We start from the raw sequence: 24,403 nt of genomic DNA, 5'->3' as shown, positions 1-24,403 counted from the left end.
GATCAGCGCCCGGAGGCCCGGGCCGCTACGGAGCGGGGCAGAACCCGCCGGGCAGCTGCACGCCGTCGACCACTGGGCACGGGTTGAAGGTGAAGATCACCAGCGTGCCGAGGATGATGATGGCTGCGGCCGCGGCATAGAGCACGATCTTCAGCCAGAGACGCGTCGCGTCCTTTTCGGCGTAGTCGTTGATGATGGTGCGCACGCCGTTGGTGCCGTGCAGCATGGCGAGCCACAGCATGGCCAGGTCCCAGACCTGCCAGAACGGGTCGGCCCACTTGCCGGCCACGAAGCCGAAGTCGATCGCGTGGATGCCTTCGCCCACCAGCAGGTTGACGGTCAGGTGGCCGAAGATGAGGACCACGAGGACGACGCCGGAAAGCCGCATGAAGAGCCATGCCAGCATTTCGAAGTTGCCCTTGGACGAACCGCTGCGGCGGTACTGCGGCGCAATCTTGCCGCTGCGCGGACTCTGAATGGTTGCACTCATGGCTTAGTGACCTCCGAGGGCGAGGGACAGGTGGCGGATGGAGAAGCCGACCATGACGATGACCCAGAGGGCCAGGACGGTCCACAGCATCTGGCGCTGGTACTTCGCGCCCTTCTTCCAGAAGTCGACGGCGATGATGCGCAGGCCGTTGAAGGCGTGGAATACGATCGCTGCGACGAGGCCCGTTTCACCCAGGGCCATAAGGGGGTTCTTGTAGGCACCGATCACGGCGGTGTAGGCCTCGGGGGACACACGCACCAATGAGGTGTCCAGCACGTGGACCAACAAGAAGAAAAAGATCACTACACCGGTAACGCGGTGTCCAACCCAGGACCACATGCCTTCACGGCCGCGGTACAAGGTGCCAGCTGGTTTTGTCGGCACTGAATAAACCTCCCTGCAACACAGCGGCGCTGGCATGGGATCCACGCGGGGGGAACGCCTGCTGCGAGAGCACTCGTAAGCTCAAGCCTAAATCTAGGCTTCGCCCTCAGCTTATTCAATTCAGCGGATCGATGGTGACGGCGCCCGGCGCGGTTTTTGACCGCTTTTGAGACGAACGCCACATTTGCTTGCGCCGCCGTCGACTCCGTTTGCGTGCGTTGCGTGCCAACTCCGGGGTGTGCGGGCGGCGTTCCGCTAAAGTAGCCGTGATGACTACAGACAATATGGCCAGCCATGACTCACCCCAGGACGCTGCGGCGGACTCCCCGCTGCGGCGTTTCATCGCGGTGATTCCGGCAGGCGGTGTGGGGACCCGGCTCTGGCCGCTGTCCCGGGCCGCCGCCCCCAAATTCCTGCACGATCTCACCGGATCCGGCAGCACGTTGCTGCGCGCCACCTACGACCGGCTGGAACCCCTCGCCGGCAGCCGCGTGCTGGTCGTCACCGGAACGGCGCACCGCGAGGCCGTGTGCCGCCAACTGCCCGAGGTGCGCGAGGCGGACCTGGTGCTGGAGAGCGAGCCCAAGGACTCGGGTGCGGCCATCGGCCTCGCCGCGGCGATCCTGTTCGAGCGCGATCCGGAAACGATCATGGGTTCCTTCGCCGCGGATCAGGTCATCAGCCCCGACGCACTGTTCCAGGACGCGGTCCGTGAGGCCATCCACACGGCGGCCGCCGGCAAGATCGTCACCATTGGCATCAAGCCCACGCACCCGTCCACCGGCTTTGGCTACATCCGCGCCGGCGACAAGTTGAGTGTGCCCGGCGCCCCGAGCGCCCACACAGTCGTCGAATTCGTCGAGAAGCCCAGCGAGGAAGTCGCCCAGCAGTACGTGGACAGCGGCGAGTACGTCTGGAACGCGGGCATGTTCGTCGCGCCGGTCTCGCTCATGCTCAAGCACCTGGAGGCCAACCAGCCGGAACTCTTCGCGGGCCTGCAGGAGATTGCCAAGGCCTGGGACACCCCGCTGCGCGACGAGGTCACCTCCCGCGTCTGGCCAACCCTGCCCAAGATCGCTATCGACTACGCGGTCGCCGAGCCCGCCGCGGCAGCCGGGGACGTCGCCGTCGTGCCCGGCACCTTCCGCTGGGACGACGTCGGGGACTTCGCCTCCGTGGGCCGGCTCAACAGTGCCAAGGAAGTCGACGACGTCACCGTGATCGGCGAGGGTGCCCGGGTCTTCACTGAGAACTCGAGCGGCGTGGTGGTCTCCGACACCAAGCGTGTGATCGCCCTGATCGGCATCGAGGATGTGGTGATCGTGGACACCCCCGATGCCCTGCTCGTGATGACGAAGGCGCATTCGCAGCGGGTCAAGGCCGCCGTGGACGCGCTCAAGGCCAGCGGCGACACGGACGTCCTCTAGTCCCCTTCAGGTAAGCGGGACTGTACTGCCGTAACCGTCCGACTGCGATGCCGCTATTTTTCTGACTCTCGCTAGAGTGATTGTGTGCGCAATTACACTACTGAAGCTGAGCCAACCACCCTGGTGGGGCCGTGGCTGGAGCCACTCCTGCCGGAGCTGATCGCCTTCCGCCGCGACCTGCACGCGCACCCCGAGCTGTCCTTCAAGGAGTTCCGCACCACGGATAAGCTGGCCAAGCGGCTTGAGGCTGCCGGCCTGACCCCGCGCCGGCTCGAGGGTACCGGGCTGACCGTGGATGTCGGCGAGGGCCCCATCGCCACCGCGCTCCGCGGCGACATTGACGCCCTGCCCATCATCGAGGAGACCGGACTGCCGTTCGCGTCCAAGAACCACGGCGTGACGCACGCCTGCGGCCACGACGTCCACACCACCACGATGCTGGGCATCGCCCTGATCCTGCAGCGGATGCACGACTCCTCGCCGCTGGGCGGCACGGTGCGGATCATCTTCCAGCCGGCCGAGGAGACCATGCCCGGCGGCGCGCACGCGTGCATCGAACAAGGTGTGCTGGAGGGGGTGCCGCGGATCCTGGCGCTGCACTGCGACCCCCGGATCGAGGTCGGCAAGATCGGCACCCGGATCGGCGCCATCACCTCGGCGTCGGACACCATCAAGATTGAACTGAGCGGCCGAGGCGGCCACACCTCGCGCCCGCACCTGACCGAGGAACTCGTCTTCGCCCTCGCGCAGATCGCCATCAACGTCCCGGCCGTGCTCTCCCGGCGCGTCGACGTCCGCAGCGGGGTGTCCGTGGTCTGGGGACACATCTCGGCTGGCTCCGCACCGAACGCCATCCCGGCGAGCGGCTACATGGCCGGCACCATGCGCTGCCTGGACCGGGATGCCTGGCACAGCGCGGGGGAGATCCTCGACGAGGTGGTGCAGCAGATCGCGGCGCCCTACGGCGTCGACGTGCACCTGGAGCACACCCGCGGCGTGCCGCCCGTAGTGAACTCCGAACACGAGACCGCGCTGATCGAGGCTTCGGCCCGGGCCGAAATCGGCGAGAGCTCCGTGGTGCTGACGCCGCAGTCGATGGGCGGCGAGGACTTCGCCTGGTTCCTCGCGGACCTGCCCGGCGCGATGATGCGGCTGGGCACGAAAACCCCCGGCGGCGAGGAGTACGACCTGCACCGCGGCGACTACATCCTGGACGAACGCGCCCTGGGCCTCGGCATCCGGGTGCTCACGGCGGCGGCCCTCCGCACCCTCCGCGACCTCTAGGGCAGGCGCCGGCCGACGCTCCGGAGCCGCACCTTCGCCTGCTCAAGGGCGGGCGTGCCCGCGGAAATTCCCCACCTTTCCCTTCGCGGGGCCGGGACGCGCCAGCGCTGCCTGCGGACACGCCGTCGGCGCCCCTTGAAGTTGGGGAAATCCGGCGGGCGGCTGCACCGGTAAATGCGTTGTGCACAACTCAGTTGTGCGCAACTTAGTTGTGCGCTAAGGTTTTTAGGTGAGCAAAACTGATTCCCCTGCGTCCGCCGGGACCGACGCCCCCCGCCTGGACAGGCAGGTGTGCTTCGCCATGTACTCGGCTTCGCGGGCCGCTACCGCCGTCTACCGGCCCATACTCGAGGAACTCGGACTGACGTACCCGCAGTACCTCGTGATGATGGTGCTCTGGGAGGACCAGCCCCGCAGCGTCCGCGAGCTGGGCGAGGAACTCGGGCTGGACTCCGGAACCCTCTCGCCGCTGCTCAAGCGCCTCGAGTACCTGGGATACGTGGAACGACGGCGGTCCGCGGCGGACGAACGGCGCGTCGAGGTCTTCCTCACTGAGTCCGGCGCCGCCCTCAGCGCCCGTGCCACCGGAATTCCGCAGCGGCTCGCCGATGCCGCCGGACTCTCCGCTAACGAGCTCGACCAGCTCCGCGAGACCCTGGGCCGGCTCACCGCCGCGCTGCAGTCCGGCCGCTGACCGGCCCCGCCAATTGCGGGCTGCGGCCGCGCGGCAACCCCACAAGCTTCCCTTCCCCCAACAGATTGGAATCCCCATGAAGACCCTCTATACGGCCGAAGCACTGGCCTCCGGCGAAGGCCGCGACGGCAACGCGCAGACGTCCGACGGCAAACTCAATGTCACCCTGGCCAGCCCGGTTGAGCTCGGCGGCAACGGCGAAGGCACCAACCCCGAGCAGCTCTTCGCCGCCGGGTACGCCGCCTGCTTCCACTCTGCCCTGCGCCTGGTGGGCCGCCAGCAGAAGGCGGACCTGACCGACTCCGCCGTCGCCGCGAAGATCCACCTCGGCGCCCTCGACGGCGGCTCCGGCTATGGCATCGCCGCCGAACTCGAGATCGCGCTGCCGGCCGTGGACCGCGAAACCGCCGAAGCGCTCGTCGCCAAGGCCCACGAGGTCTGCCCCTACTCCAACGCCACCCGTGGCAACATCACCGTAGACATCACCATCCTGGAGGTCGCCGCATGAGCACCGAGAACAGCACCCTTCCCGCCACCACCCGAGAGATCCAGCTGGCCTCCCGCCCGCACGGCCGCCCCGTGCCGGAGAACTTCCGGCTGGCCGAATCCCCGCTGCCGGAGCTCCAGGACGGCCAGGTCCTGGTCCGCAACCTGTTCATCTCCGTGGACCCCTACATGCGCGGCCGGATGAACGACGTGAAGTCCTACTCCGCGCCGTTCGCCCTGGACGCCGCCATGGAGGGCGGCGCCGTCGGCGAGGTCATCGCCTCCCGCTCGGCCGACCGCGCGGTTGGGGACACTGTGGTGCACAGCCTCGGCTGGCGCGAGTACGCCGTCCTGGACGCCGCCGCGACGACGCCGGCCCGCACCGACCTGGCCCCGGCGTCGGCCTTCCTGGGTGCCCTCGGCATGACCGGCCTGACCGCCTACGCCGGACTGCTCAAGGTCGCCGAGTTCAAGCCGGGCGAGGCCGTCTTCGTCTCCGGCGCAGCCGGCGCCGTCGGCTCGCTGGTGGGGCAGATTGCCAAGGCCATGGGCGCCTCCCGGGTGATCGGCAGCGCCGGCACCCCGGAGAAGGTGGCCCGCCTGCTGGAGCTCGGCTTCGACGCCGCCTTCAACTACCATGACGGCCCGGTCCGAGACCTGCTGAAGGAGGCGGCGGGGGAGAAGGGCATCGACGTCTACTTCGACAACGTCGGCGGCGAGCACCTCGAGGCCGCGCTGTCCGTGCTCAACGTCGGCGGCCGCGTCGCCATGTGCGGCGCCATCTCTCAGTACAACTCTACCGAGCCGACGCCGGCCCCGCGGAACCTCATGCTGGCCATCGGCAAGCAGCTGACCCTCAAGGGCTTCCTGGTGGGCGGTTACTGGCAGTATATGGGCGAGTTCGTCGAGAAGCTCTCCGGCTGGCTGGCCGACGGCACCGTCCGTTACGACGAGACCGTGGTGGACGGGCTGGAGAACGCACCGCAGGCCTTCATGGACCTGCTGGAGGGGGCCAACACCGGCAAGATGCTGGTCCGCCTCTAAGCTAACTCCGCCTCCAGCGCAGGCGCGAACGTTGCCCCTGGGGCCCCGATTTCCACGATTTCGGGGCCTCACGCGTACGGTCGCGCGGGAACGGCGCAGCGCTTGGTAACAAGTTCTCAACAATCTGTGAAATGGCTGTGAAGTGTGTTACTCGACGTGTTCCATGACACTAAAGTAACTTGCATCAGTGCGCCTCGGCGCAGTGCTGCGAATCCGTCAGTGACAACAGTGTTTCGGGGGAAAACCGGAAGCAGACACTCATTGAACTCCCGTCGTAGCGCCTATCTCTTTCTTCCTGGAGGAACTTTGACGAACTCACTGCGCGCAACTTTCAAGCGCGGTTCAATGGCCGGCGTCGCCACCGCAGGTGCGGCCGCTTTGCTGCTCACCGGTTGCGGGGCTGCCCCGACCGCCAGCAGCACCGCCAGCGCAAGCGCCAGCAACTACACCGGCTGCATCGTGTCCGACTCCGGCGGATTCGACGACCAGTCGTTCAACCAGTCCTCCTACGAGGGCCTGAAGAAGACCGAGAAGGATCTCGGCATCAAGGTCAACCAGGTCGAGTCGAAGACCAACAACGACTTCGAGCCGAACCTGCGCGCCATGGTCACTGCCGGCTGCAACCTGACCATCACGGTCGGCTTCCTGCTCGGCGACGCCACCAAGGCCCAGGCCACGGCGAACCCGGACAAGCACTTCGCGATCATCGACTTCGGCTACGACAAGCCGATCGCCAACGTCAAGCCGATCATCTATGACACGGCCCAGGCTGCCTTCCTGGCCGGCTACCTCGCCGCGGGCACCACCAAGACCGGTACCGTCGCGACCTTCGGCGGCATCAAGATCCCCACCGTCACCATCTTCATGGACGGCTACGCCGACGGCGTGAAGTACTACAACGAGAAGAAGGGCAAGAACGTCAAGGTTCTTGGCTGGGACAAGGCCAAGCAGGACGGCTCCTTCACCGGCGACTTCGAGAAGCAGGACAAGGGCAAGCAGTTCACCCAGAACTTCCTGGACCAGGGTGCGGACATTGTCATGCCCGTCGCGGGTCCGGTCGGCAAGGGTGCAGGCGCAGCGCTGAAGGAAGCCAAGGCAGCAGGCAAGGACGTCAAGCTCATCTGGGTTGACTCCGACGGCTTCCTGACCGCCCCGGATTACAAGGACATCATGCTCTCCTCCGTGATGAAGCAGATGGGCGAGGCCGTTGAGACCGTCGTGAAGGAAGACACGGAAGGCAAGTTCACCAACACGCCTTACGTCGGCACCCTCGCGAACGACGGCGTCCAGCTGGCTCCGTTCCACGACCTGGACTCCCAGGTTCCGGCCGAACTGAAGTCCGAGCTGGACCAGATCAAGAAGGACATCGCCGACGGCAAGCTGAAGGTTGAGTCCGCAGCCAGCCCGAAGGCGTAACTTCCGCCGCTAAGCGCCACGGCCCGGACGGTCCCAGACCGCACGGGCTGTGGCGCTTTTCGTTGCGGCTACTCTTGGCCGCAGCGCTGGCGGCAGGCACTAGGCTGGTTCTGCAGCCCCATCACCCCGTCCGGTCGTGACCCGGACACACTTCGAGATTGGTCAGAGTTTTGAAACTTGAACTCAAGGGGATCACCAAACGCTTCGGCTCCCTGGTAGCCAACGACCACATTGACGTGGTCGTTGAACCCGGGCAGATCCACTGTCTGCTCGGCGAGAACGGCGCCGGCAAGTCCACGCTGATGAACGTCCTCTACGGGCTCTACGAACCCACCGACGGCGAAATCCTCATCGACGACAAACCCGTCAGCTTCCGCGGCCCGGGGGACGCGATGGCGGCAGGCATCGGCATGGTGCACCAACACTTCATGCTGGTCCCGGTCTTCACGGTCGCCGAAAACGTGGCCCTCGGGGCGGAAACCACCAAGGCCGGCGGCTTCCTCAATCTCGATGACACCCGCCGGAAGATCCAGGAGATCTCCGACCGGTACGGCTTCGACGTCGACCCCGACGCCCTGATCGAGGACCTGCCGGTCGGCGTCCAGCAGCGCGTGGAGATCATCAAGGCCCTGGTCCGCGACGCCAAGGTGCTCATCCTCGACGAGCCCACCGCCGTACTGACCCCGCAGGACACCGACGAGCTGCTGGACATCATGCGCCAGCTCAAGAGCCACGGCACCTCGATCGTCTTCATCTCGCACAAGCTGCGCGAGGTCAAGGCCGTCTCGGACACCATCACGGTGATCCGGCGCGGCAAGGTCGTCGGCACGGCCAGCCCCACGGCCTCGACGACGGAACTCGCCTCCATGATGGTGGGCCGGGCAGTCAACCTGACCCTGGACAAGGCCCCGGCCCGGCCGCAGGAGACCACGTTCCAGGTCAAGGACCTCACCGTGATCGCACCGAGCGGCCAGCACGTCGTGGACGGGATCAGCTTCGACATTGCCCGCGGCGAGATCCTGGCCGTCGCCGGCGTGCAGGGCAACGGGCAGACCGAGCTGACCGAGGCGATCCTCGGCCTGCAGGACCGGGTCCACGGCTCCATCCTGCTCGACGGCGAGGAGTTGGTGGGCCGCAGCGTCAAGGACGTGCTGAAGGCCGGCGTCGGCTTCGTGCCCGAGGACCGCTCGGTGGACGGTCTGATCGGAACGTTCTCGATCGCCGAGAACCTGATCCTGGACCGCTACGACCAGGAACCGTTCGCGAAGGGCATCAGCATGAGCCCGGCGAAGGTGCTGGAAAACGCGAAGACCCGGATCGACGAGTTCGACGTGCGCACCCCGTCCGGCTCGCTCGCCGCGGGCACCCTGTCCGGCGGCAACCAGCAGAAGGTGGTCATGGCTCGCGAGCTGTCGCGCCCGCTGCGCCTCTTTATCGCGTCCCAGCCGACCCGCGGCGTCGACGTCGGCTCCATCGAGTTCCTGCACAAGCGGATCGTAGCGGAACGCGACCACGGCACCCCCGTGATGATCGTCTCCACCGAACTCGACGAAGTGATCGAGCTGGCGGACCGGATCGCTGTGCTTTACAAGGGCAGGCTGGTGGGCATCGTCCCGGCCGGCACCGGACGTGACGTCCTGGGCCTCATGATGGCCGGCCTGTCGCCCGACGAGGCCCACGCCGACAGCACCAAGACCCCGGCAACCGCAGCCGCCGCCCCGGCCGCCGCCGCCCAGCCCGCACAGGAGTCCACCTCCGGCGCCGTAGGAGAGCACCATGACTGAAACCAACCGGCCACGCCACGCGGCTGAATCCGATCCGGCGAAAACCGCGGGAACCGCAGCCCAGCCAACCGCGACGCCGAACACCCCCGACGTCGAAACCGCCGAAACCACCGACGCCACGGACGCCACCACCGCCACCTCGCTGGACACCGCTGGCGGGGCGATGCGCCCCTCGGCCGTCCCGGTCTCGGGCCAGAGCGGCATCGTCCCCGGCGGCCCCGACTCGCTCATGCGCAAAATCTTCACCGGAAGCGGCATGGTCTCCGTGCTGGCCGTGCTGCTCGCGCTGATCCTCGGCGGCCTGCTGATCGCCAGCACGGACAAGGCCGTCAGCGCGAGCGCGGGCTACCTCTTCGCCCGGCCCAGCGACTTCTTCTCCGCCGTCTGGTCCGCCGCTACCCGCTCCTACGTGGCGCTCTTCCAGGGCTCCGTGTTCAACCCCCGCGGCACCGGCGCGGCCGGGCAGTTCGCCCCGCTGATGGAAACCCTCACCATCGCCACCCCGCTGATCACCGCCGGCCTCGGCGTCGCCCTGGCCTTCCGCGCCGGACTCTTCAACATCGGTGCTCAGGGCCAGATCATCATGGCCGGCATCCTCGCCTCGTGGGTCGGCTTCGCCCTGCACCTGCCGATGGGCCTGCACCTGCTGCTGGTCCTCGTGGCCGGCATCCTCGGCGGCGCCCTCTGGGCCGGCCTGGTCGGCTTCCTCAAGGCCCGCACCGGCGCCCACGAGGTGATCCTGACGATCATGTTCAACTACATCGCGCTGTACTTCCTGCGCTACCTGCTCAACACCCCCGCGTTCCAGCGGCCGGGCGAGACCAACCCGATTTCCCCGATCCTGGACCCCAGCGCCGTCTACCCGCAGATTTTGGGCACCCAGTACCGGCTGCACCTGGGCTTCATCCTGGCCATCGCGGCGACCGTCTTCGTCTGGTGGGTGCTGAACCGCTCCACGATCGGCTTCGAATTCCGGGCCGTCGGCGCCAACCCGAAGGCCGCCCTGACCGCCGGCATCAACGTCCCGCGCGCCACCATCCTGGTGATGGCCATCGCGGGCGCCCTCGCCGGCATGTCCGGCGTCGCCCAGGTGGCCGGCACCGAAAAGGTCCTCACCGACGGCGTCGCGGCCACCTACGGCTTTGACGCCATCACGGTTGCGCTGCTGGGACGCTCGACGCCGTGGGGCACCTTCGCCGCAGGCCTGCTCTTCGGCGCCTTCCGCGCCGGCGCCGTCCAGATGCAGATCCAGACCGGAACCCCGATCGACATCGTGCTGGTGGTCCAGTCGCTGATCGTGCTCTTCATCGCCGCCCCGCCGCTGGTGCGGGCGGTGTTCGGCCTGAACCCGCGCAAGAAGAAGGCCGTCAAGGCCAACAAGTCCAAGACGGCAGCAACCACCGGAGTAGCAGCATGAGCACAACAGCAACGTCGCCCCAGCCGGGGAAGCCGCAGCCTGCACCCCTGGACGGAGCTCCCGCGGCCAAGCACCACCACACGGCCGTGACCGCCAAGCCCGTGACCTGGAAGCTCCCGGTCACCCTGCTGGTGCTGGCCATCGTGGCGTTCGTCTTCTTCGGACTGATGGGGCCGCACCAGACCGCCAAGTTCGGAATCTCCACCGGGAGCGACTTCTTCCAGCTGCCGGCCCTGGAGGTTCAGGCCTTCCTCGGCGGCATCGTTCTCTCGGTGATCATGCTGGCGCTGGCCGGCTATGCCGTGTTCCTCAAGACCCGGAACCGCAAGGTCCCGGGCTGGGTCACGATCGCCTTCATCGCGCTGTTTGTCGCCGCGTTCCTGATCTGGGTGGTCGGCGGGGCCCGCACCACCAGCATTTCCCTCGCCGGGCTGATCGCAGGGTCCGTGACCCTGGCCGTGCCGCTGGTCTTCGGCTCCCTGTCCGGCGTGCTCTGCGAACGCGTCGGCGTCGTGAACATCGCGATCGAAGGCCAGCTCCTGGGCGGCGCCTTCACGGCCGCGATCATCGCCACCCTGACGCACAACCCCTTCCTGGGCCTGCTCGCGGCGGCCATCGCCGGGGCCCTCGTCTCCATGATCCTGGCCCTGTTCAGCATCAAGTACGTGGTCAACCAGATCATCGTCGGCGTCGTGCTCAACGTCCTCGTCTCCGGCGTCACCGGCTTCCTGTTCAGCACGGTCATGCAGGCGGACAAGGAGAAGTTCAACTCTCCCGCGCACCTGGATCCGATCACCATCCCGGTTTTGGGCGACATCCCGCTGATCGGCCCGATCCTGTTCAAGCAGTCCTTGATCGGCTACCTGATGTACATCGCCGTGATCGTGGTCTGGGTAGGGCTGTTCAAGACCAAGTGGGGCCTGCGCGTCCGCGCCGTCGGCGAACACCCGCAGGCAGCCGACACCATGGGCATCAAGGTCAACGCCACCCGCTTCTGGAACGTCACCCTCGGCGGCGCCATCGCCGGCATCGGCGGTTCCTTCTTCACCCTCGTGGCGATCGACAGCTTCACCAAGGAAATCTCCGGCGGACGCGGCTTCATCGCCCTGGCCGCACTGATCTTCGGCCGTTGGAACCCGATCGGCGCCTTCTTCGCGGCGCTGCTGTTCGGCTTCGCCGACAACCTGCAAAGCATCGTGACGATCATCGGCACCCCGGTTCCGAGCCAGTTCATGGCGATGCTGCCGTACCTCGTGACGGTGCTCGCCGTGGCCGGGCTCGTCGGACGCTCCCGGCCGCCGGCGGCCAGCGGCATCCCGTACGTGAAGGGCTGACCATGGCTGATCACATTAGCGGGAACGGCAGCCCGGCAGCGGTCCCGGCCGCCGGCGTGGACTGGGCAGCCCTCGAGGCCGCCGCGGTCGCGGCGATGAAGAACGCCTATGCGCCGTATTCGAAGTTCGCGGTGGGGGCAGCGGCCCTCACCGCGGACGGCCGGATCGTCAGCGGCTGCAACGTCGAAAACGCCAGCTACGGGCTCACGCTGTGCGCCGAGTGCACGCTGGTCGGCAACCTGCACATGAGCGGCGGCGGCCTGCTGCGCGCCTTCTACTGCGTGGACGCGGACGGCAACGTGCTGATGCCGTGCGGGCGCTGCCGGCAGCTGCTCTACGAATTCCGGGCCCCGGACATGGAACTCATGACCACACAGGGCATCAAGACGATGGACCAGGTGCTTCCCGACGCATTTGGCCCCCAACACCTGGAGGAAACCCGGTGACACAGACCACCAGCACCACTGCCAGCGGCACTGAAGCCTTCGACGCCGTCGACATCATCCGCATCAAGCGCGACAAGGGCGTGCTCAGCGCCGCCCAGATCGACTGGACGATCGACGCCTACACACGCGGCGCCATCGCCGATGAGCAGATGGCCGCGCTGAACATGGCCATCCTGCTCAACGGAATGGACCGCGCGGAGATTTCCCGCTGGACCGCGGCGATGATCGCCTCCGGCGAGCGGATGGACTTCTCCAGTCTGCGCCGGCCCGACGGCGGCGTGAAAGCCACCTCTGACAAGCACTCCACCGGCGGGGTGGGGGACAAGATCACCCTTCCGCTGGCACCCCTCGTGGCCGTGTTCGGTGTCGCCGTTCCGCAGCTCTCCGGCCGCGGCCTCGGCCACACCGGCGGCACCCTGGACAAGCTCGAGTCCATCCCCGGCTGGCGCGCGGCGCTGAGCAACGAGGAGATGCTGGCCCAGCTGCAGGACGTGGGGGCCGTCATCTGCGCCGCCGGCGCCGGCCTGGCCCCGGCGGACAAGAAGCTCTACGCCCTGCGTGACGTCACCGGCACGGTCGAGGCCATCCCGCTGATCGCCTCCTCGATCATGAGCAAGAAGATCGCCGAAGGCACCGGATCGCTGGTCCTGGACGTCAAGGTGGGCAGCGGCGCGTTCATGAAGGACGAGGCGCGTGCCCGCGAGCTGGCCGAGACCATGGTGGCGCTGGGCAAGGACGCCGGGGTCAACACGGTGGCGCTGCTGACCAATATGAACACGCCCCTGGGCCTCACCGCGGGCAACGCGATCGAGGTCGAGGAATCCGTGGAGATCCTCGACGGCGGAGGCCCCGAAGACGTCGTCGAACTCACCGTCCGGCTGGCCGAGGAGATGCTGGCCTGCGCCGGCGTCCACGACGCCGATCCGCGCGCCGCGCTCCGGGACGGCCGCGCCATGGACGTCTGGAACCGGATGATCGAGGCCCAGGGCGGCGATCCGCGCGCCAAACTGCCGGTGGCCAAGGAATCCGAGACTATCTACGCGCCGGCCGACGGCGTGCTGGTGGAACTCGACGCCATGGCCGTTGGCGTCGCAGCCTGGCGCCTCGGCGCCGGCCGCGCCCGCAAGGAGGACCAGGTCCAGGCCGGCGCCGGGGTGCGGATGCACGCCAAGCCGGGCGCCACGGTCCGCGCCGGCGAGCCGCTGATGACCCTGCTGACGGACACCCCGGAGAAGTTCGAACGTGCCAAGGAAGCGCTCGAGCACGCCGCCGTGATCGCCCCCGAGGGCTCCCGCCCGGCCCAGCAACTCATCATCGACCGCATCGCCTGAGGCTCCGGCTGCCGCCTTGCCCTATCACTCCTGGTCCCCAACCCCGGGGGTTGGCAGCCCCAAGTGATAGGGCAACGGCGCCGGGTCCGGCAGTACACTGGCACCACAGTATTCCGGGAGAAACCGGGCACCGCCGTGCGTTAGGAAACCGTGCAGGCAATCAACGACTTCATCCTGGCCGCCGCAGGCCAACCCTGGGTCCTGTTCCTCGTGTTCGCGTGCTGCCTGATCGACGGGTTCTTTCCCCCGGTTCCCAGCGAATCGGTGGTGGTGGGCCTGGCCGCCGTCGCCGCGGCGGCCGAGGTGCCCAACCCGCTTCTGCTGGTGGCCGTGGCAGCCGCCGGGGCGTTCTCCGGGGACAACATCGCCTACCTGATCGGGCGGGCCACCGGGACCGGACGCTGGGCGTGGATGCGCGGATACCGGGCGCAGCGGGCCTTCCTCTGGGCCGGCGGCGAGCTCCGGAAGCGGCCCGCGTCGCTGATCATGGTCGCCCGGTTTGTCCCGATCGGCCGGGTGGCCGTCAACCTGACCGCCGGCGCCACCAACTATGCGCAATCCCGTTTTCTCGCCCTGACGGTGCTTTCCGCGATGCTGTGGTCCGGCTATTCGGTGGGAATCGGCCTTTTCTTCGGGCAATGGTTCGAAGACAACCACCTGCTCGGCGCCACCATCGCGATCATCTGCGCGATCATCCTCGGCATCGCCGTCGACCTCACCCTGAGCAGGCTTCGCGGCCGTGCGCCGGGGGAGCTGGTCCCGGACGACCCGGACCGGCCCGCGCCGCCGGCCGACGGCTAGGACCGTGCCGGGAACGCCCGCGCCACGGCCGGAAACATCGCTGCGGTGCGTAGCGCAGGACGCCCGGCCCGTGGGACACTTAGGTGCGATTCACGTCACGTCCGTGCCGTGTGCGCCCAGCTGTATCTCATGTCCGTCCCGGGTACGTCCCACCCCTTCAGTTTTCTAGGAGCACAGCCCGCGTGGAGTTCATTAATGAGGCAGTGCTCCATGCAGCAGGCCAGTGGTGGATCTACCCCCTCCTGCTGGTGTTCTTCTTCGTCGACGGCTTCGCCATGGTGGTCCCCAGCGAGACCCTGATTGTCGCCCTCGCCGCGTACTCCCGGCACAGCGGACAGCCCAATCTGTGGATTCTCGGCCTCACGGCGCTCATCGGCGCCATCGCCGGCGACAACATGGCCTACCTGCTGGGGCGCAAAATCGGCATCGAACGGTTCCGCTGGATGCGCAAGCCCAAGGTCCAGCGGGTCTTCGCCTGGGCCCGCTACGAACTGGAAAAGCGCGGCGCGGTGCTGATCTTCACCGCCCGGTACATCCCGTGGGGCCGCGTGGCCGTCAACTACGTCGCCGGCACCACCGGGTTCCCGCACCGCAGGTTCTTCCTCCTGGACGCCTTCGCCTGCGTCACCTGGGTGATCTACTCGCTCGGGATCGGCATTCTGGCCAGTTCCTTCCCCTGGCTGCACCACAACCCGCTCCTGAGCGCCGGGATCGCCGTCGTCTTCGCTATTGTCCTCGGCGTGGCCGTTGACCACCTGCTGCGCTGGTGGCACAAGCGCCTGGGCCGGCACGACGAGCCGGAAGCCGCGGAGGCCGACGCGGCGGACGATGCCGCGGCTTCCGGGTCCGAGCCGGCGCTGACCGCCTGGTCGAAGGAGACCGACGCTTCCCGCAAGTAGCGCGGGGAGCCGTCCGACCCTATGGTTGGAACGTGACTGAGACTATTCTTGACGCTGCCCCTGACCTCGAATTCGACCTGAAGGGCCTTCCCAAGGTTTCCCTTCACGACCACCTGGACGGCGGACTGCGTCCGGCCACCATCATTGAACTTGCCGAAGCGGTCGGCCACACGCTGCCCTCCACCGACCCGGTCGCGCTGGGGGAGTGGTTCCGCGAATCCGCCGACTCCGGTTCGCTGGTCCGCTACCTCGAGACGTTCGACCACACCATCGCCGTCATGCAGACCAAGGAAGGCCTGTTCCGCGTCGCCAAGGAGTTCGTTGAAGACCTCGCGGACGACGGCGTCGTGTACGGCGAAGTGCGCTGGGCCCCGGAACAGCACCTGCAGCAGGGCCTGTCGCTGGACGACGTCGTTGAGGCCGTCCAGGCGGGCCTCGATGCAGGCGTCGACGCCGTCGCCGAGACCGGCCGCGAGATCCAGGTCGGCCAGCTGATCACCGCCATGCGCCACGCCGACCGCGGCCAGGAAATCGCCGAACTGGCCGTCCGGCACCGCTACAAGGGTGCAGTCGGCTTCGACATCGCCGGCGCCGAGGACGGCTTCCTGCCTTCCCGCTTCAAGGACGCCTTCACCTACCTTGCCCAGCACAACTTCCCGGCCACGATCCACGCCGGCGAGGCCGCCGGCCTGGAGAGTATCCAATCCGCACTCGTTGACGGCCGGGCCCTGCGCCTGGGCCACGGCGTTCGGATCGCCGAGGACGTCACCGTCGAGTTCGAAGAGGCCGACGCCGCCGACGCCGACGATGTCTCCGATATCAACGCCGACAGCGACGAGGTCGACGACAACATCGGCCTGGTAACCCTCGGCGAGCTCGCCAGCTGGGTCCGGGACCGCGGCATCGCACTGGAGATCTGCCCGTCCTCCAACCTGCAGACCGGCGCCATTGCCGGCTTCGGCGAGGGCATCGAAAGCCACCCGGTGGACATGCTCTACCAGCTGGGCTTCAACGTCACGATCAACACGGACAACCGGCTGATGAGCGGCGTGACCCTCACCGACGAGTTCGAACTGCTCGTGGAGACGTTCGACTACGACCTGGACGACCTGCTCGAGCTGACCCTGAACGCAGCCGAAGCCGCGTTCCTGCCGCTGGAGGAGAAGGAAGCCCTGGTCGAATACATCAACGAGGCCTACGCCGACCTTGGCTAAGGACTCCAACCCGGTGGACGCGCCGCTCAGGGATTTGTTGCGAACCATCGCCGAGCTGCGCGTCCACTGCCCCTGGATGGGCGCCCTCAGCCACGAATCCCTCGTGGAATACCTCCTCGAGGAGGCCTATGAGGTGGCTGAAACCATCGAGTCAGACGGCGGCGACGCCGAGCTGCGGGCGGAACTAGGCGATGTCCTGCTGCAGGTGGTGCTGCATGCCCGGCTCGCCGAGGAGCGCGGCGCCTTCGACTTCGACGACGTCGCCCGCGGCCTGCGGGACAAGATGGTCCGGCGCAATCCGCACGTCTTCCGCGCCGACGGCTCCCTGCAGGACTCCTTCCCGGCCACGGTCCAGGAGATCGTGCTGAAGTGGGATGCGGTCAAGAAAACCGAAAAGCCCGGCCGGGGCCACGCCTTCGACGGCGTCCCGGCCGCGCTGCCGGCGCTGGCCCGGGCGCAGAAGCTCCAGGACCGGGCCGAACGGGCCGGACTGCCGACTGCGTTGGAGCCGGCGCCCGCGATGGAGGCCCCCGCCTTGGAGGCCGCCGCCTCCGCACCCGCCGCGGGACCACCCGCCCCGGCGACCGAGCGGGAGCTAGGCGAGCTGCTGTTCGGCATTGTCGCGGCCGCCCGGCGCAACGGCCTGGACGCCGAACGCGCCCTGCGCGCGGTCAACCGCCATTTCCAGGAGAGCCAGCCCGGCAGCGAGCCCGGCGGCACCGGCGCGGGAGCACCGAGTCCGGGGACTGGATAGCTTTCCGTAACTTATCCCACTCTCGACTAGGCTAGGGGCGACGAGGACGTCGGTTTCCAGCTTGATCCACCGCTAGATTTCCAGCAGTCAGATTCCCAGCAGATCGCTTCACCCAAAGGAGCATATTCATGGCGCTTATCGATGCCATCCACGCCCGCGAGATCCTCGATTCCCGCGGCAACCCGACCGTAGAAGTTGAAGTCCTGCTCTCCGACGGCCAGATCGGCCGCGCAGCAGTTCCCTCCGGCGCCTCCACCGGCGAACACGAGGCCGTGGAACTCCGCGACGGCGACAAGGGCCGTTACCTCGGCAAGGGCGTCCAGAAGGCCGTCGACGCCGTCATCGACCAGATCGCCCCGGCCCTCATCGGCTTCGACGCGACCGACCAGCGCAGCATCGACCAGGCCATGATCGACCTGGACGGCACGGCCAACAAGGGCAAGCTCGGTGCCAACGCGATCCTGGGCGTGTCCCTCGCCGTTGCCAACGCCGCGGCCGCCTCGGCCGACCTGCCGCTTTACAAGTACCTGGGCGGGCCCAACGCGCACGTCCTGCCGGTGCCGCTGATGAACATCCTCAACGGCGGCTCGCACGCCGACTCCGACGTCGACATCCAGGAGTTCATGGTTGTCCCGCTCGGCGCCGAGACCTTCTCCGAGGGCCTGCGCTGGGGCGTCGAGGTTTACCACGCGCTCAAGGCGGTGCTGCAGTCCAAGGGCCTGGCCACCGGCCTGGGTGACGAGGGCGGCTTCGCCCCGAACCTGCCGTCTAACCGCGCGGCCCTGGACCTGATCCAGGAAGCCATTAAGAACGCCGGCTACACCCCGGGCAAGGACATCGCGCTGGCCCTCGACGTCGCCTCCTCCGAGTTCTTCAAGGACGGCGCGTACCAGTTCGAAGGCAAGGCCCTCAGCTCCGCCGAGATGAGCGCCTATTACGCCGAGCTGGTGGCGGACTACCCGCTGGTCTCCATCGAGGACCCGCTGGACGAGAACGACTGGGAAGGCTGGAAGGCCCTCACCGACTCGATCGGCGACAAGGTCCAGATCGTGGGCGATGACCTGTTCGTCACGAACCCGGAGCGCCTCCAGACCGGCATCGATTCGAAGACCGCCAACTCGCTGCTGGTCAAGGTCAACCAGATCGGTTCGCTGACCGAGACGCTCGACGCCGTATCCCTCGCCCAGCGCGCGGGTTACACGACCATCACCTCGCACCGCTCCGGCGAAACCGAGGACACCACCATCGCTGACATCGCCGTTGCCACCAACGCGGGCCAGATCAAGACCGGTGCCCCGGCCCGCTCCGAGCGCGTCGCCAAGTACAACCAGCTGCTGCGCATCGAAGAGGAACTCGACGACGCCGCACGCTACGCCGGACGCAGCGCCTTCCCGCGTTTCAAGGGCTAGTACCCGCAAGAATCAGGTACCGGTGGCTATGGTGGAAAGACCATGGCCACCGGTTCTGTTTTGGCCCGTTCTTTTTTGGCGGCCTGTTTTGGCCGGTTCGATTGGCCTGTTTGAAGGAGTGACATGGCAACCCGCCGTCCCAAGGTTCCCCGGGCCGCTGCTGCGGCCCCGAAGTCTCCGGCCTCCGGCCGGGGGGAAGCCGACGGCGGCGACGTCATCAGGGCTGATTTCGGCAGCCCGCGGCACGGCATCGAACCCGCCGGCCGGCCAGCCGGCCACGACGCCGGACGGCCGGCGTCTGAAGCGCCGGGAACCGGCAAACCCGGCCCCGTCGGCGGAACCGCTGCGCCCGCCCGGACCGGAGCTGCAAAGACCGGCGCTGCGAAGACCGGCGCACGCGAGACCGGGCCAGCCACGCCGGCTGCGGGCAGCGGAGCCGGCACGAAGTCCGGACAGCCCGGGCAAACCGACGGGCTCGATCCCGTCCCGGCCAAGGCCTTCTCCGGACGACTGCTGGCACTCGGCGTCGTGATGATCGCCATCACGATCATGCTGGCGCCCACGGTCAGGATCTTCCTTGAAAAGCGCGCCGAAATAGCTGACCTGGAGGCCGAAATTTCGGCCCAGCAGGCGAAGCAGACGGACCTCAAACGTGAGGTCTCGCGCTGGCAGGACCCGAACTACGTGAAACAACAAGCCCGTGACCGCATTAACATGGTTATGCCCGGCGAAACCGGCTACTGGGTTTACGGCAGCGATCTTCCTGCCGCAACGTCCGGTTCCGGCGCCGCAGCAGGAACAGCCACAGACCCGGCCAATCTGCCGTGGGTGGATTCCCTTTGGGACTCCATCAGGCGGTCGGCAACAGACTAGGAGCGGCGCCCGCCGCCGGATTACCGCAACCCGGTAATTCCAACAGGGCAGGAAGGTGCCGCGCCAGTGGACGAGAACCGAGCGGACGATCCCCGGACCGGGAACCCCATCGACGCGACCCCCATGGAAGGGACCCCGGCGACGGGGGATTCCCGCCAGCCGTCGGCCCGCGACCTTGACGTGCTCAGCCGGCAATTGGGGCGGCCGGTGCGCGACGTCGTCGAGATCCCTGCCCGCTGCGTCTGCGGCAACCCGCTGGTGGCGGCCACCTCGCCGCGGCTGAGCAACGGGACGCCGTTCCCCACCACCTTCTACCTGACCCATCCGGTCATCACCTCGGCCGTGTCCAGGCTGGAGGCGGCCGGGTTGATGAATGAGATGAACGAACGGCTCGGTGCCGACGAGGCGCTGGCGGCGGACTACCGTGCCGCGCATGAGGCGTACCTGCAGTCCCGCGCCGAGATCGGCGCCCGGTCCGGCATCGGGGCCGTCCCGGAGATCGACGGGATCTCCGCAGGCGGCATGCCCACCCGCGTGAAGTGCCTGCATGTCCTGGTGGGCCACTCGCTCGCTGCCGGTCCCGGAGTCAACCCGCTCGGCGACGAGGCCGTAGCCGGCATCAGCGAGTGGTGGACCCCGGACCGTTGCTACTGCGACGGCGCGTGGGACACCGGCGGAGAGGCCCCTTCCCAGGACCTGAGCCGGCACGGTCCGCAGGGTCTGCCCGAAATCGTCGGCCGGCCGGCCCCGGTGCGGAAGTCCCGAACCGGGCATGACGAGAACGGCGCCGATATCGCCGCCGGAGCCGGGCAGTGAGCCGCGTGGCCGCGATCGACTGCGGCACCAACTCCATCCGCCTGCTCATCGCAGATGTCGCCGCGGGCGGCGATACCCTGCCGAAGCTGACCGACGTCGTGCGCGAGATGCGCGTCGTCAGGCTCGGCCAAGGCGTCGACGCCACCGGCGAATTCGCCCAGGACGCGCTGGACCGCACCCTCGAGGCCACCCGTGACTACGCCGAGCTGATCCGCCGCCACGGCGCCGGGAAGGTCCGTTTCGTGGCAACATCCGCAACCCGGGACGCCCGGAACCGCCAGGTCTTCATCGACGGGGTCCGGGAACTGCTCGGCGTCGAACCGGAGGTGATCAGCGGCGACGAAGAAGCCGCCCTGTCCTTCGCCGGCGCCAGCAGCGTGCTGCCCTCGCGGGGCAAGGACCCGGTGCTGGTGGTGGACCTGGGCGGCGGCAGCACGGAGTTCGTGCTGGGCGACGCCGACGGCGTCATCGCCGCCAAATCGGTCGATGTGGGCTGCGTCCGGATGACCGAACGGCACTTGCAGGACGACCCGCCCACGGCGGAACAGATCGCCGCGGCGGAAGCCGACGTCGACGCCGCCATCAGCCACGCGGCGCTGACGGTGCCGCTGGAGCGCGCCACCGCCGTGGTCGGCGTCGCGGGGTCAGTGACCACAATCACCGCCCACGCCTTGAAGCTCACCGAGTACTCGCCGGCCGCCATCCACGGCACCGAACTTGGCCTGGACACTGCCCGGGAGGCCTGCACCTCGCTGCTCGAAATGACGCGGGACGCCCGCGCCGCCCTGCCCTACATGCACCCGGGCCGGGTGGACGTGATCGGCGCCGGCGGCCTTGTCTGGCGGCGCGTGCTCGAACGCATGGCGGACGTCACAGAGGGCCGCATCACGTCGGCCGTGACGAGCGAACACGATATTCTGGACGGTATTGCCCTGAGCATCAGCTAGCTCCGCGCCGGCACCAACCCACTCCCGGCCCTGTCCGGCAGCGCCGGCAGGAGCAGCCGCCACCCCTGCCGCGCGCCCGGAACGGTCGCGGCCGCAGCCACACCGCCGATTGGACCCGAATGACCAGAGCAACAGCCCGGCGCCGCCGGACCGCCTCCGCGTTGATGGCCCTGGCTCTTGCCGGCGGCAGCGTCGCGGGAGCGCTGTCGGCTGCCCCCGCTGCACACGCGGACAGCACCCGGGACAAGGAGTACTGGCTCGCCGAGTCCGGCATCAAGAAGGCCTGGGCCGTCTCGAAGGGCGCCAACGTTAAGATCGCCGTCATCGACAGCGGCGTGGACGGCAAACATCCGGACCTCAAGGGCGTGCTGACCGGGGGCACGGACGTGTCCGGGGCGGGAGCCGCGGACGGCAGGAAAAGCATCGGCGCCAAACCCGAGCACGGCACCCTGGTGGCGACCATGCTCGCCGGCCGCGGACACCAACCGGCAAAGTCGACAAAATCCACCGCCCGGCCCTCAGCCACAGCCGGAGTAGGCCCCGACGGGATCGTCGGCGTCGCCCCCGAAGCCGAGATCCTCTCCGTCTCCACCTGGCTCGGATCCGCTAACCCGGGCGGAAAGAGCGACCAGGACCAGATCCCCGCCGCGGTCCGCTGGGCCGTCGACAATGGCGCCCGGGTCATCAACATCTCGCTCGGCAGCACCTCCCCGGAGTGGCCGCAAAGCTGGGACGCGGCGTTCCTTTACGCCGAGCAGAAGGACGTCGTCATTGTCGCCGCCGCCGGCAACCGGGTGGGCGGCAACATCCAGGTGGGCGCCCCGGCGACGATCCCCGGCGTGCTGACGGTGGCCGGCCTGAACCGCAAGGGCGTCGCCAGCATTGACTCCTCGTCCCAGGGCATCAGCATCGGCGTGGCGGCACCGGCCGAGGACCTGGTCGGCGGCCTGCCCGGCGGCGGCTACGCCGAGTGGGCGGGCACTTCGGGCGCAACCCCGATCGTTGCCGGCGTCGCTGCCCTGATCCGCTCGAAATGGCCGGAGATGTCCGCCAGCCAGGTTATTAACCGGATTGTCAGCACCGCGAAGGATGCCGGGCTGCCGGGCAAGGACCCGCTGTACGGCTTCGGCGTGCTGAACGCCGAGGCTGCACTGAAGGCCGATGTGCCGGAAACCACCCTCAATCCGCTGGGTTCGATCTCCGATTGGATCCGTGTGCACCGGCGGGGAAACCCGGTGAGTCCCGCCCCGGCAGCCGAACCCAGCCCCTCGAGTGCGGCGCCGACCCTGCCCGAAGCCACCCTTCCCGTCGCGGAGGCCCCGTCGCCGGCCGACAGCGCCGTCCCGGCAATGGTGGTCCTCGGCTTCGGCGGGCTCTTCGTCTGCATCATCGCCGGGGCCGCCATCCAGCTGCGCCGTGCCCTCCGCGGGCCCGGCACCGCACCCGTGCCGGGCACCGATCCAGGCACCGCCGCGGGCCCCCGCGACCCGGGGGCAGCGGTGCCGGATTCGGTGCAAGACCAGGCCCCGCAGTAGTTAGTGAAGTTTTTCACAAACTACGGTATTCTTGATCCATGGCATCCACCCCTCAGCTCCAGGACCGTCCCAGGGTACTCGTCGTCGGCGGCGGGTACGTCGGCCTGTACGTAGCCCTCAAACTGCAGAAAAAGATCGCGAATGCCGGTGGCATCGTCACCGTCGTTGATCCGCTGCCCTACATGACTTACCAGCCCTTCCTGCCGGAAGTGGCCGGCGGAAACATCGAGGCGCGTCACGCCGTCGTCTCGCACCGCAAGCACCTCAAGCAGACCGAACTGATCCAGGGCCGCGTCACCTCGATCGACCACGCCAACCGTACGGCCGTGGTGGCGCCGGCTGACGGCGGCGAGAACTTCGAGATCCCCTACTTCGACGTCGTGCTGGCCGCCGGCGCGATCACCCGCACGTTCCCGATCAAGGGCCTCGCGGACAAGGGCATCGGCCTGAAGACGATCGAGGAAGCCGTCGCCCTGCGCAACGGTGTCCTGGAGCGCATCGAAACCGGCTCGCTGATGACCGACCCGGCCGAGCGCGCCCGCGCCCTGACGTTCGTCGTCGTCGGTGGCGGCTTCGCCGGCATCGAGTGCATCACCGAAATGGAAGACCTGGCCCGCGCCGCGGTCAAGAAGAACCCGCGCATCAAGCAGGAGGAAGTTCGCTTCGTCCTGGTCGAGGCCATGGGCCGCATCATGCCCGAGGTCACGGCCAAGCAGGCCGAGTGGGTCGTCGAGCACCTGCGCAGCCGCGGCATCGAGGTGCTGCTCAACACCTCGCTGGACAACGCCGAGGGCTCCCTGAAGCTCATCAACCTGCCGGACAAGACCCCTGCCCAGGAATTCGAATCCGACACCCTGGTTTGGACTGCCGGCGTGCAGGCCAACCCGATGGTCCGCTCCACCGACTTCCCGCTGGAACCCCGCGGCCGTGTCCGTGTTCTCCCGGACCTGCGCGTCTCCGGCGACGAAGGCATCATCGAAAATGCCTGGGCCGCCGGCGACATCGCGGCCGTGCCGGACCTCACCGGCAGCGGCCTGCCGGACGGCACCTGCGTCCCGAACGCCCAGCACGCGCTGCGCCAGGCCAAGCGGCTTGCCAAGAACCTGTGGGCCTCCCGCTGGGACAAGGAGCTCAAGGACTACAAGCACAAGAACCTGGGCGCCGTCGCCGGCTTCGGCGAATGGAAGGGCGTTGCCAACATCAACCTCGTCGGCCGCATCGGCCTCAAGGGCCCGCTGGCCTGGCTCGCACACCGCGGCTACCACGGCCTGGCCATGCCGACGGTCGAGCGCAAGATCCGCGTGATCTCCGGTTGGTTCTGGCAGCTCTTCCTGGGCCGCGACACCACACAACTGATGGACCTGGACAACCCGCGCGGGGCCTTCGTGGCCGCGGCGACGCCGGCTCCGAAGCCGGCGGCTGCTCCGGCTCCGGCCGCCGATAAGCCGGCCGAAGCGCCTGCGAAGGAAGCTGCCCCGGCCAACTCCAAGTAGCCGGCAGCAAGCCGACGACGGCGGCCGTTCCCCTTCGGGGGAGCGGCCGCCGTCGTCGTTGGTGCCGCCGCCGGCACCGCCTGGATTGCCGGTCGGATTGGCCGTGGGACGGGCCGACCTGCCTA

Annotated in this window: 23 protein-coding genes; 21 read left to right on the top strand and 2 right to left on the bottom strand. The window is 68.1% G+C overall.

All coding sequences use genetic code 11. From position 1 onward, the window contains the following. Positions 1-25 precede the first annotated feature (25 nt). Both AB4Y91_RS11070 and sdhC read right to left on the bottom strand, forming a co-directional pair. A complete protein-coding gene (locus AB4Y91_RS11070) occupies positions 26-490 on the bottom strand; it encodes a succinate dehydrogenase hydrophobic membrane anchor subunit (protein WP_175323591.1) in 465 nt (154 codons plus the stop codon). Positions 491-493: 3 nt separating this feature from the next. Further along, on the bottom strand, positions 494-874 hold the full coding sequence (gene sdhC, locus AB4Y91_RS11065) for a succinate dehydrogenase, cytochrome b556 subunit (protein WP_412882392.1): 381 nt from the start codon (positions 872-874) through the stop codon (positions 494-496). Positions 875-1,143: 269 nt separating this feature from the next. Between sdhC and AB4Y91_RS11060 the strand changes: the two genes are divergently transcribed. From AB4Y91_RS11060 to AB4Y91_RS10960, 21 genes are all read left to right on the top strand, one after another. Beyond that, complete coding sequence (locus AB4Y91_RS11060; RefSeq protein WP_441418516.1) at positions 1,144-2,301, top strand: mannose-1-phosphate guanylyltransferase; 1,158 nt, start codon at positions 1,144-1,146, stop codon at positions 2,299-2,301. An 84-nt stretch (positions 2,302-2,385) separates the two neighbouring features. Beyond that, on the top strand, positions 2,386-3,585 hold the full coding sequence (locus tag AB4Y91_RS11055) for an amidohydrolase (RefSeq protein WP_441418515.1): 1,200 nt from the start codon (positions 2,386-2,388) through the stop codon (positions 3,583-3,585). Positions 3,586-3,886: 301 nt separating this feature from the next. Then, positions 3,887-4,279, top strand: coding sequence for a MarR family winged helix-turn-helix transcriptional regulator (locus AB4Y91_RS11050; protein ID WP_441418573.1), 393 nt, complete (start codon positions 3,887-3,889; stop codon positions 4,277-4,279). Positions 4,280-4,355: 76 nt separating this feature from the next. Further along, positions 4,356-4,787, top strand: a complete 432-nt coding sequence (locus tag AB4Y91_RS11045) for an organic hydroperoxide resistance protein (protein ID WP_441418514.1) — start codon at positions 4,356-4,358, stop codon at positions 4,785-4,787. Then, positions 4,784-5,809 carry an NADP-dependent oxidoreductase gene (locus AB4Y91_RS11040; RefSeq protein ID WP_441418513.1) on the top strand — a complete coding sequence of 342 codons (1,026 nt, stop codon included), beginning with the start codon at positions 4,784-4,786 and terminating at the stop codon, positions 5,807-5,809. Before AB4Y91_RS11045 ends, AB4Y91_RS11040 begins: the two co-directional genes overlap by 4 nt. A 306-nt stretch (positions 5,810-6,115) precedes the next feature. After that, positions 6,116-7,225 carry a BMP family lipoprotein gene (locus AB4Y91_RS11035; RefSeq protein ID WP_441418512.1) on the top strand — a complete coding sequence of 370 codons (1,110 nt, stop codon included), beginning with the start codon at positions 6,116-6,118 and terminating at the stop codon, positions 7,223-7,225. Positions 7,226-7,395: 170 nt separating this feature from the next. Then, positions 7,396-9,009, top strand: coding sequence for an ABC transporter ATP-binding protein (locus AB4Y91_RS11030; RefSeq protein WP_441418572.1), 1,614 nt, complete (start codon positions 7,396-7,398; stop codon positions 9,007-9,009). Beyond that, positions 9,002-10,426 (top strand): ABC transporter permease, encoded by a 1,425-nt coding sequence (locus AB4Y91_RS11025; RefSeq protein ID WP_441418511.1) that lies wholly within the window; start codon positions 9,002-9,004, stop codon positions 10,424-10,426. The genes AB4Y91_RS11030 and AB4Y91_RS11025 overlap by 8 nt, the downstream gene beginning before the upstream one ends. Continuing rightward, entirely contained in the window at positions 10,423-11,760 is a 1,338-nt protein-coding gene (locus tag AB4Y91_RS11020; RefSeq protein WP_441418510.1) for an ABC transporter permease, read from the top strand. The genes AB4Y91_RS11025 and AB4Y91_RS11020 overlap by 4 nt, the downstream gene beginning before the upstream one ends. Before the next feature lie 2 nt (positions 11,761-11,762). After that, positions 11,763-12,206: a cytidine deaminase gene (locus AB4Y91_RS11015; RefSeq protein WP_441418509.1), complete on the top strand. Its 444-nt coding sequence runs from the start codon at positions 11,763-11,765 to the stop codon at positions 12,204-12,206. After that, on the top strand, positions 12,203-13,537 hold the full coding sequence (locus AB4Y91_RS11010; protein ID WP_441418508.1) for a thymidine phosphorylase: 1,335 nt from the start codon (positions 12,203-12,205) through the stop codon (positions 13,535-13,537). The genes AB4Y91_RS11015 and AB4Y91_RS11010 overlap by 4 nt, the downstream gene beginning before the upstream one ends. A gap of 150 nt (positions 13,538-13,687) precedes the next feature. Beyond that, positions 13,688-14,338: a DedA family protein gene (locus AB4Y91_RS11005; RefSeq protein ID WP_441418507.1), complete on the top strand. Its 651-nt coding sequence runs from the start codon at positions 13,688-13,690 to the stop codon at positions 14,336-14,338. A gap of 182 nt (positions 14,339-14,520) precedes the next feature. Beyond that, a complete protein-coding gene (locus tag AB4Y91_RS11000) occupies positions 14,521-15,237 on the top strand; it encodes a DedA family protein (protein ID WP_441418506.1) in 717 nt (238 codons plus the stop codon). Positions 15,238-15,269: 32 nt separating this feature from the next. After that, positions 15,270-16,451: an adenosine deaminase gene (locus tag AB4Y91_RS10995; protein ID WP_441418505.1), complete on the top strand. Its 1,182-nt coding sequence runs from the start codon at positions 15,270-15,272 to the stop codon at positions 16,449-16,451. 76 nt (positions 16,452-16,527) lie between these two features. Beyond that, complete coding sequence (locus tag AB4Y91_RS10990; protein ID WP_441418571.1) at positions 16,528-17,205, top strand: MazG nucleotide pyrophosphohydrolase domain-containing protein; 678 nt, start codon at positions 16,528-16,530, stop codon at positions 17,203-17,205. A 128-nt stretch (positions 17,206-17,333) separates the two neighbouring features. Beyond that, positions 17,334-18,614: a phosphopyruvate hydratase gene (gene eno / locus AB4Y91_RS10985; RefSeq protein ID WP_441418504.1), complete on the top strand. Its 1,281-nt coding sequence runs from the start codon at positions 17,334-17,336 to the stop codon at positions 18,612-18,614. Positions 18,615-18,737: 123 nt separating this feature from the next. Next, positions 18,738-19,487 carry a septum formation initiator family protein gene (locus tag AB4Y91_RS10980; protein WP_441418503.1) on the top strand — a complete coding sequence of 250 codons (750 nt, stop codon included), beginning with the start codon at positions 18,738-18,740 and terminating at the stop codon, positions 19,485-19,487. A 123-nt stretch (positions 19,488-19,610) separates the two neighbouring features. Continuing rightward, positions 19,611-20,303, top strand: a complete 693-nt coding sequence (locus AB4Y91_RS10975; protein ID WP_441418570.1) for a DUF501 domain-containing protein — start codon at positions 19,611-19,613, stop codon at positions 20,301-20,303. Continuing rightward, positions 20,300-21,250 (top strand): Ppx/GppA phosphatase family protein, encoded by a 951-nt coding sequence (locus AB4Y91_RS10970; protein ID WP_441418502.1) that lies wholly within the window; start codon positions 20,300-20,302, stop codon positions 21,248-21,250. Before AB4Y91_RS10975 ends, AB4Y91_RS10970 begins: the two co-directional genes overlap by 4 nt. A 119-nt stretch (positions 21,251-21,369) precedes the next feature. Then, positions 21,370-22,785 carry a S8 family serine peptidase gene (locus tag AB4Y91_RS10965; RefSeq protein WP_441418501.1) on the top strand — a complete coding sequence of 472 codons (1,416 nt, stop codon included), beginning with the start codon at positions 21,370-21,372 and terminating at the stop codon, positions 22,783-22,785. A gap of 38 nt (positions 22,786-22,823) precedes the next feature. Beyond that, positions 22,824-24,278 (top strand): NAD(P)/FAD-dependent oxidoreductase, encoded by a 1,455-nt coding sequence (locus tag AB4Y91_RS10960; protein WP_441418500.1) that lies wholly within the window; start codon positions 22,824-22,826, stop codon positions 24,276-24,278. Positions 24,279-24,403 lie beyond the last annotated feature (125 nt).

The sequence above is a fragment of the Arthrobacter sp. YAF16 genome (assembly GCF_052113385.1).
Taxonomy (GTDB): Bacteria; Actinomycetota; Actinomycetes; order Actinomycetales; family Micrococcaceae; genus Arthrobacter.
Note: the sequence above shows the minus strand (reverse complement) of the source record. Positions and strands in the feature narration are given on the sequence as shown.

What these genes read in the sequence shown, in the direction of transcription:
- AB4Y91_RS11070 (WP_175323591.1), bottom strand. Translation starts at nt 490, where the DNA reads ATGAGTGCAACCATTCAGAGTCCGCGCAGCGGCAAGATTGCGCCGCAG.
- AB4Y91_RS11060 (WP_441418516.1), top strand. Translation starts at nt 1,144, where the DNA reads ATGACTACAGACAATATGGCCAGCCATGACTCACCCCAGGACGCTGCG.
- AB4Y91_RS11050 (WP_441418573.1), top strand. Translation starts at nt 3,887, where the DNA reads ATGTACTCGGCTTCGCGGGCCGCTACCGCCGTCTACCGGCCCATACTC.
- AB4Y91_RS11045 (WP_441418514.1), top strand. Translation starts at nt 4,356, where the DNA reads ATGAAGACCCTCTATACGGCCGAAGCACTGGCCTCCGGCGAAGGCCGC.
- AB4Y91_RS11040 (WP_441418513.1), top strand. Translation starts at nt 4,784, where the DNA reads ATGAGCACCGAGAACAGCACCCTTCCCGCCACCACCCGAGAGATCCAG.
- AB4Y91_RS11025 (WP_441418511.1), top strand. Translation starts at nt 9,002, where the DNA reads ATGACTGAAACCAACCGGCCACGCCACGCGGCTGAATCCGATCCGGCG.
- AB4Y91_RS11020 (WP_441418510.1), top strand. Translation starts at nt 10,423, where the DNA reads ATGAGCACAACAGCAACGTCGCCCCAGCCGGGGAAGCCGCAGCCTGCA.
- AB4Y91_RS11015 (WP_441418509.1), top strand. Translation starts at nt 11,763, where the DNA reads ATGGCTGATCACATTAGCGGGAACGGCAGCCCGGCAGCGGTCCCGGCC.
- AB4Y91_RS10990 (WP_441418571.1), top strand. Translation starts at nt 16,528, where the DNA reads ATGGGCGCCCTCAGCCACGAATCCCTCGTGGAATACCTCCTCGAGGAG.
- eno (WP_441418504.1), top strand. Translation starts at nt 17,334, where the DNA reads ATGGCGCTTATCGATGCCATCCACGCCCGCGAGATCCTCGATTCCCGC.
- AB4Y91_RS10980 (WP_441418503.1), top strand. Translation starts at nt 18,738, where the DNA reads ATGGCAACCCGCCGTCCCAAGGTTCCCCGGGCCGCTGCTGCGGCCCCG.
- AB4Y91_RS10975 (WP_441418570.1), top strand. Translation starts at nt 19,611, where the DNA reads ATGGAAGGGACCCCGGCGACGGGGGATTCCCGCCAGCCGTCGGCCCGC.
- AB4Y91_RS10965 (WP_441418501.1), top strand. Translation starts at nt 21,370, where the DNA reads ATGACCAGAGCAACAGCCCGGCGCCGCCGGACCGCCTCCGCGTTGATG.
- AB4Y91_RS10960 (WP_441418500.1), top strand. Translation starts at nt 22,824, where the DNA reads ATGGCATCCACCCCTCAGCTCCAGGACCGTCCCAGGGTACTCGTCGTC.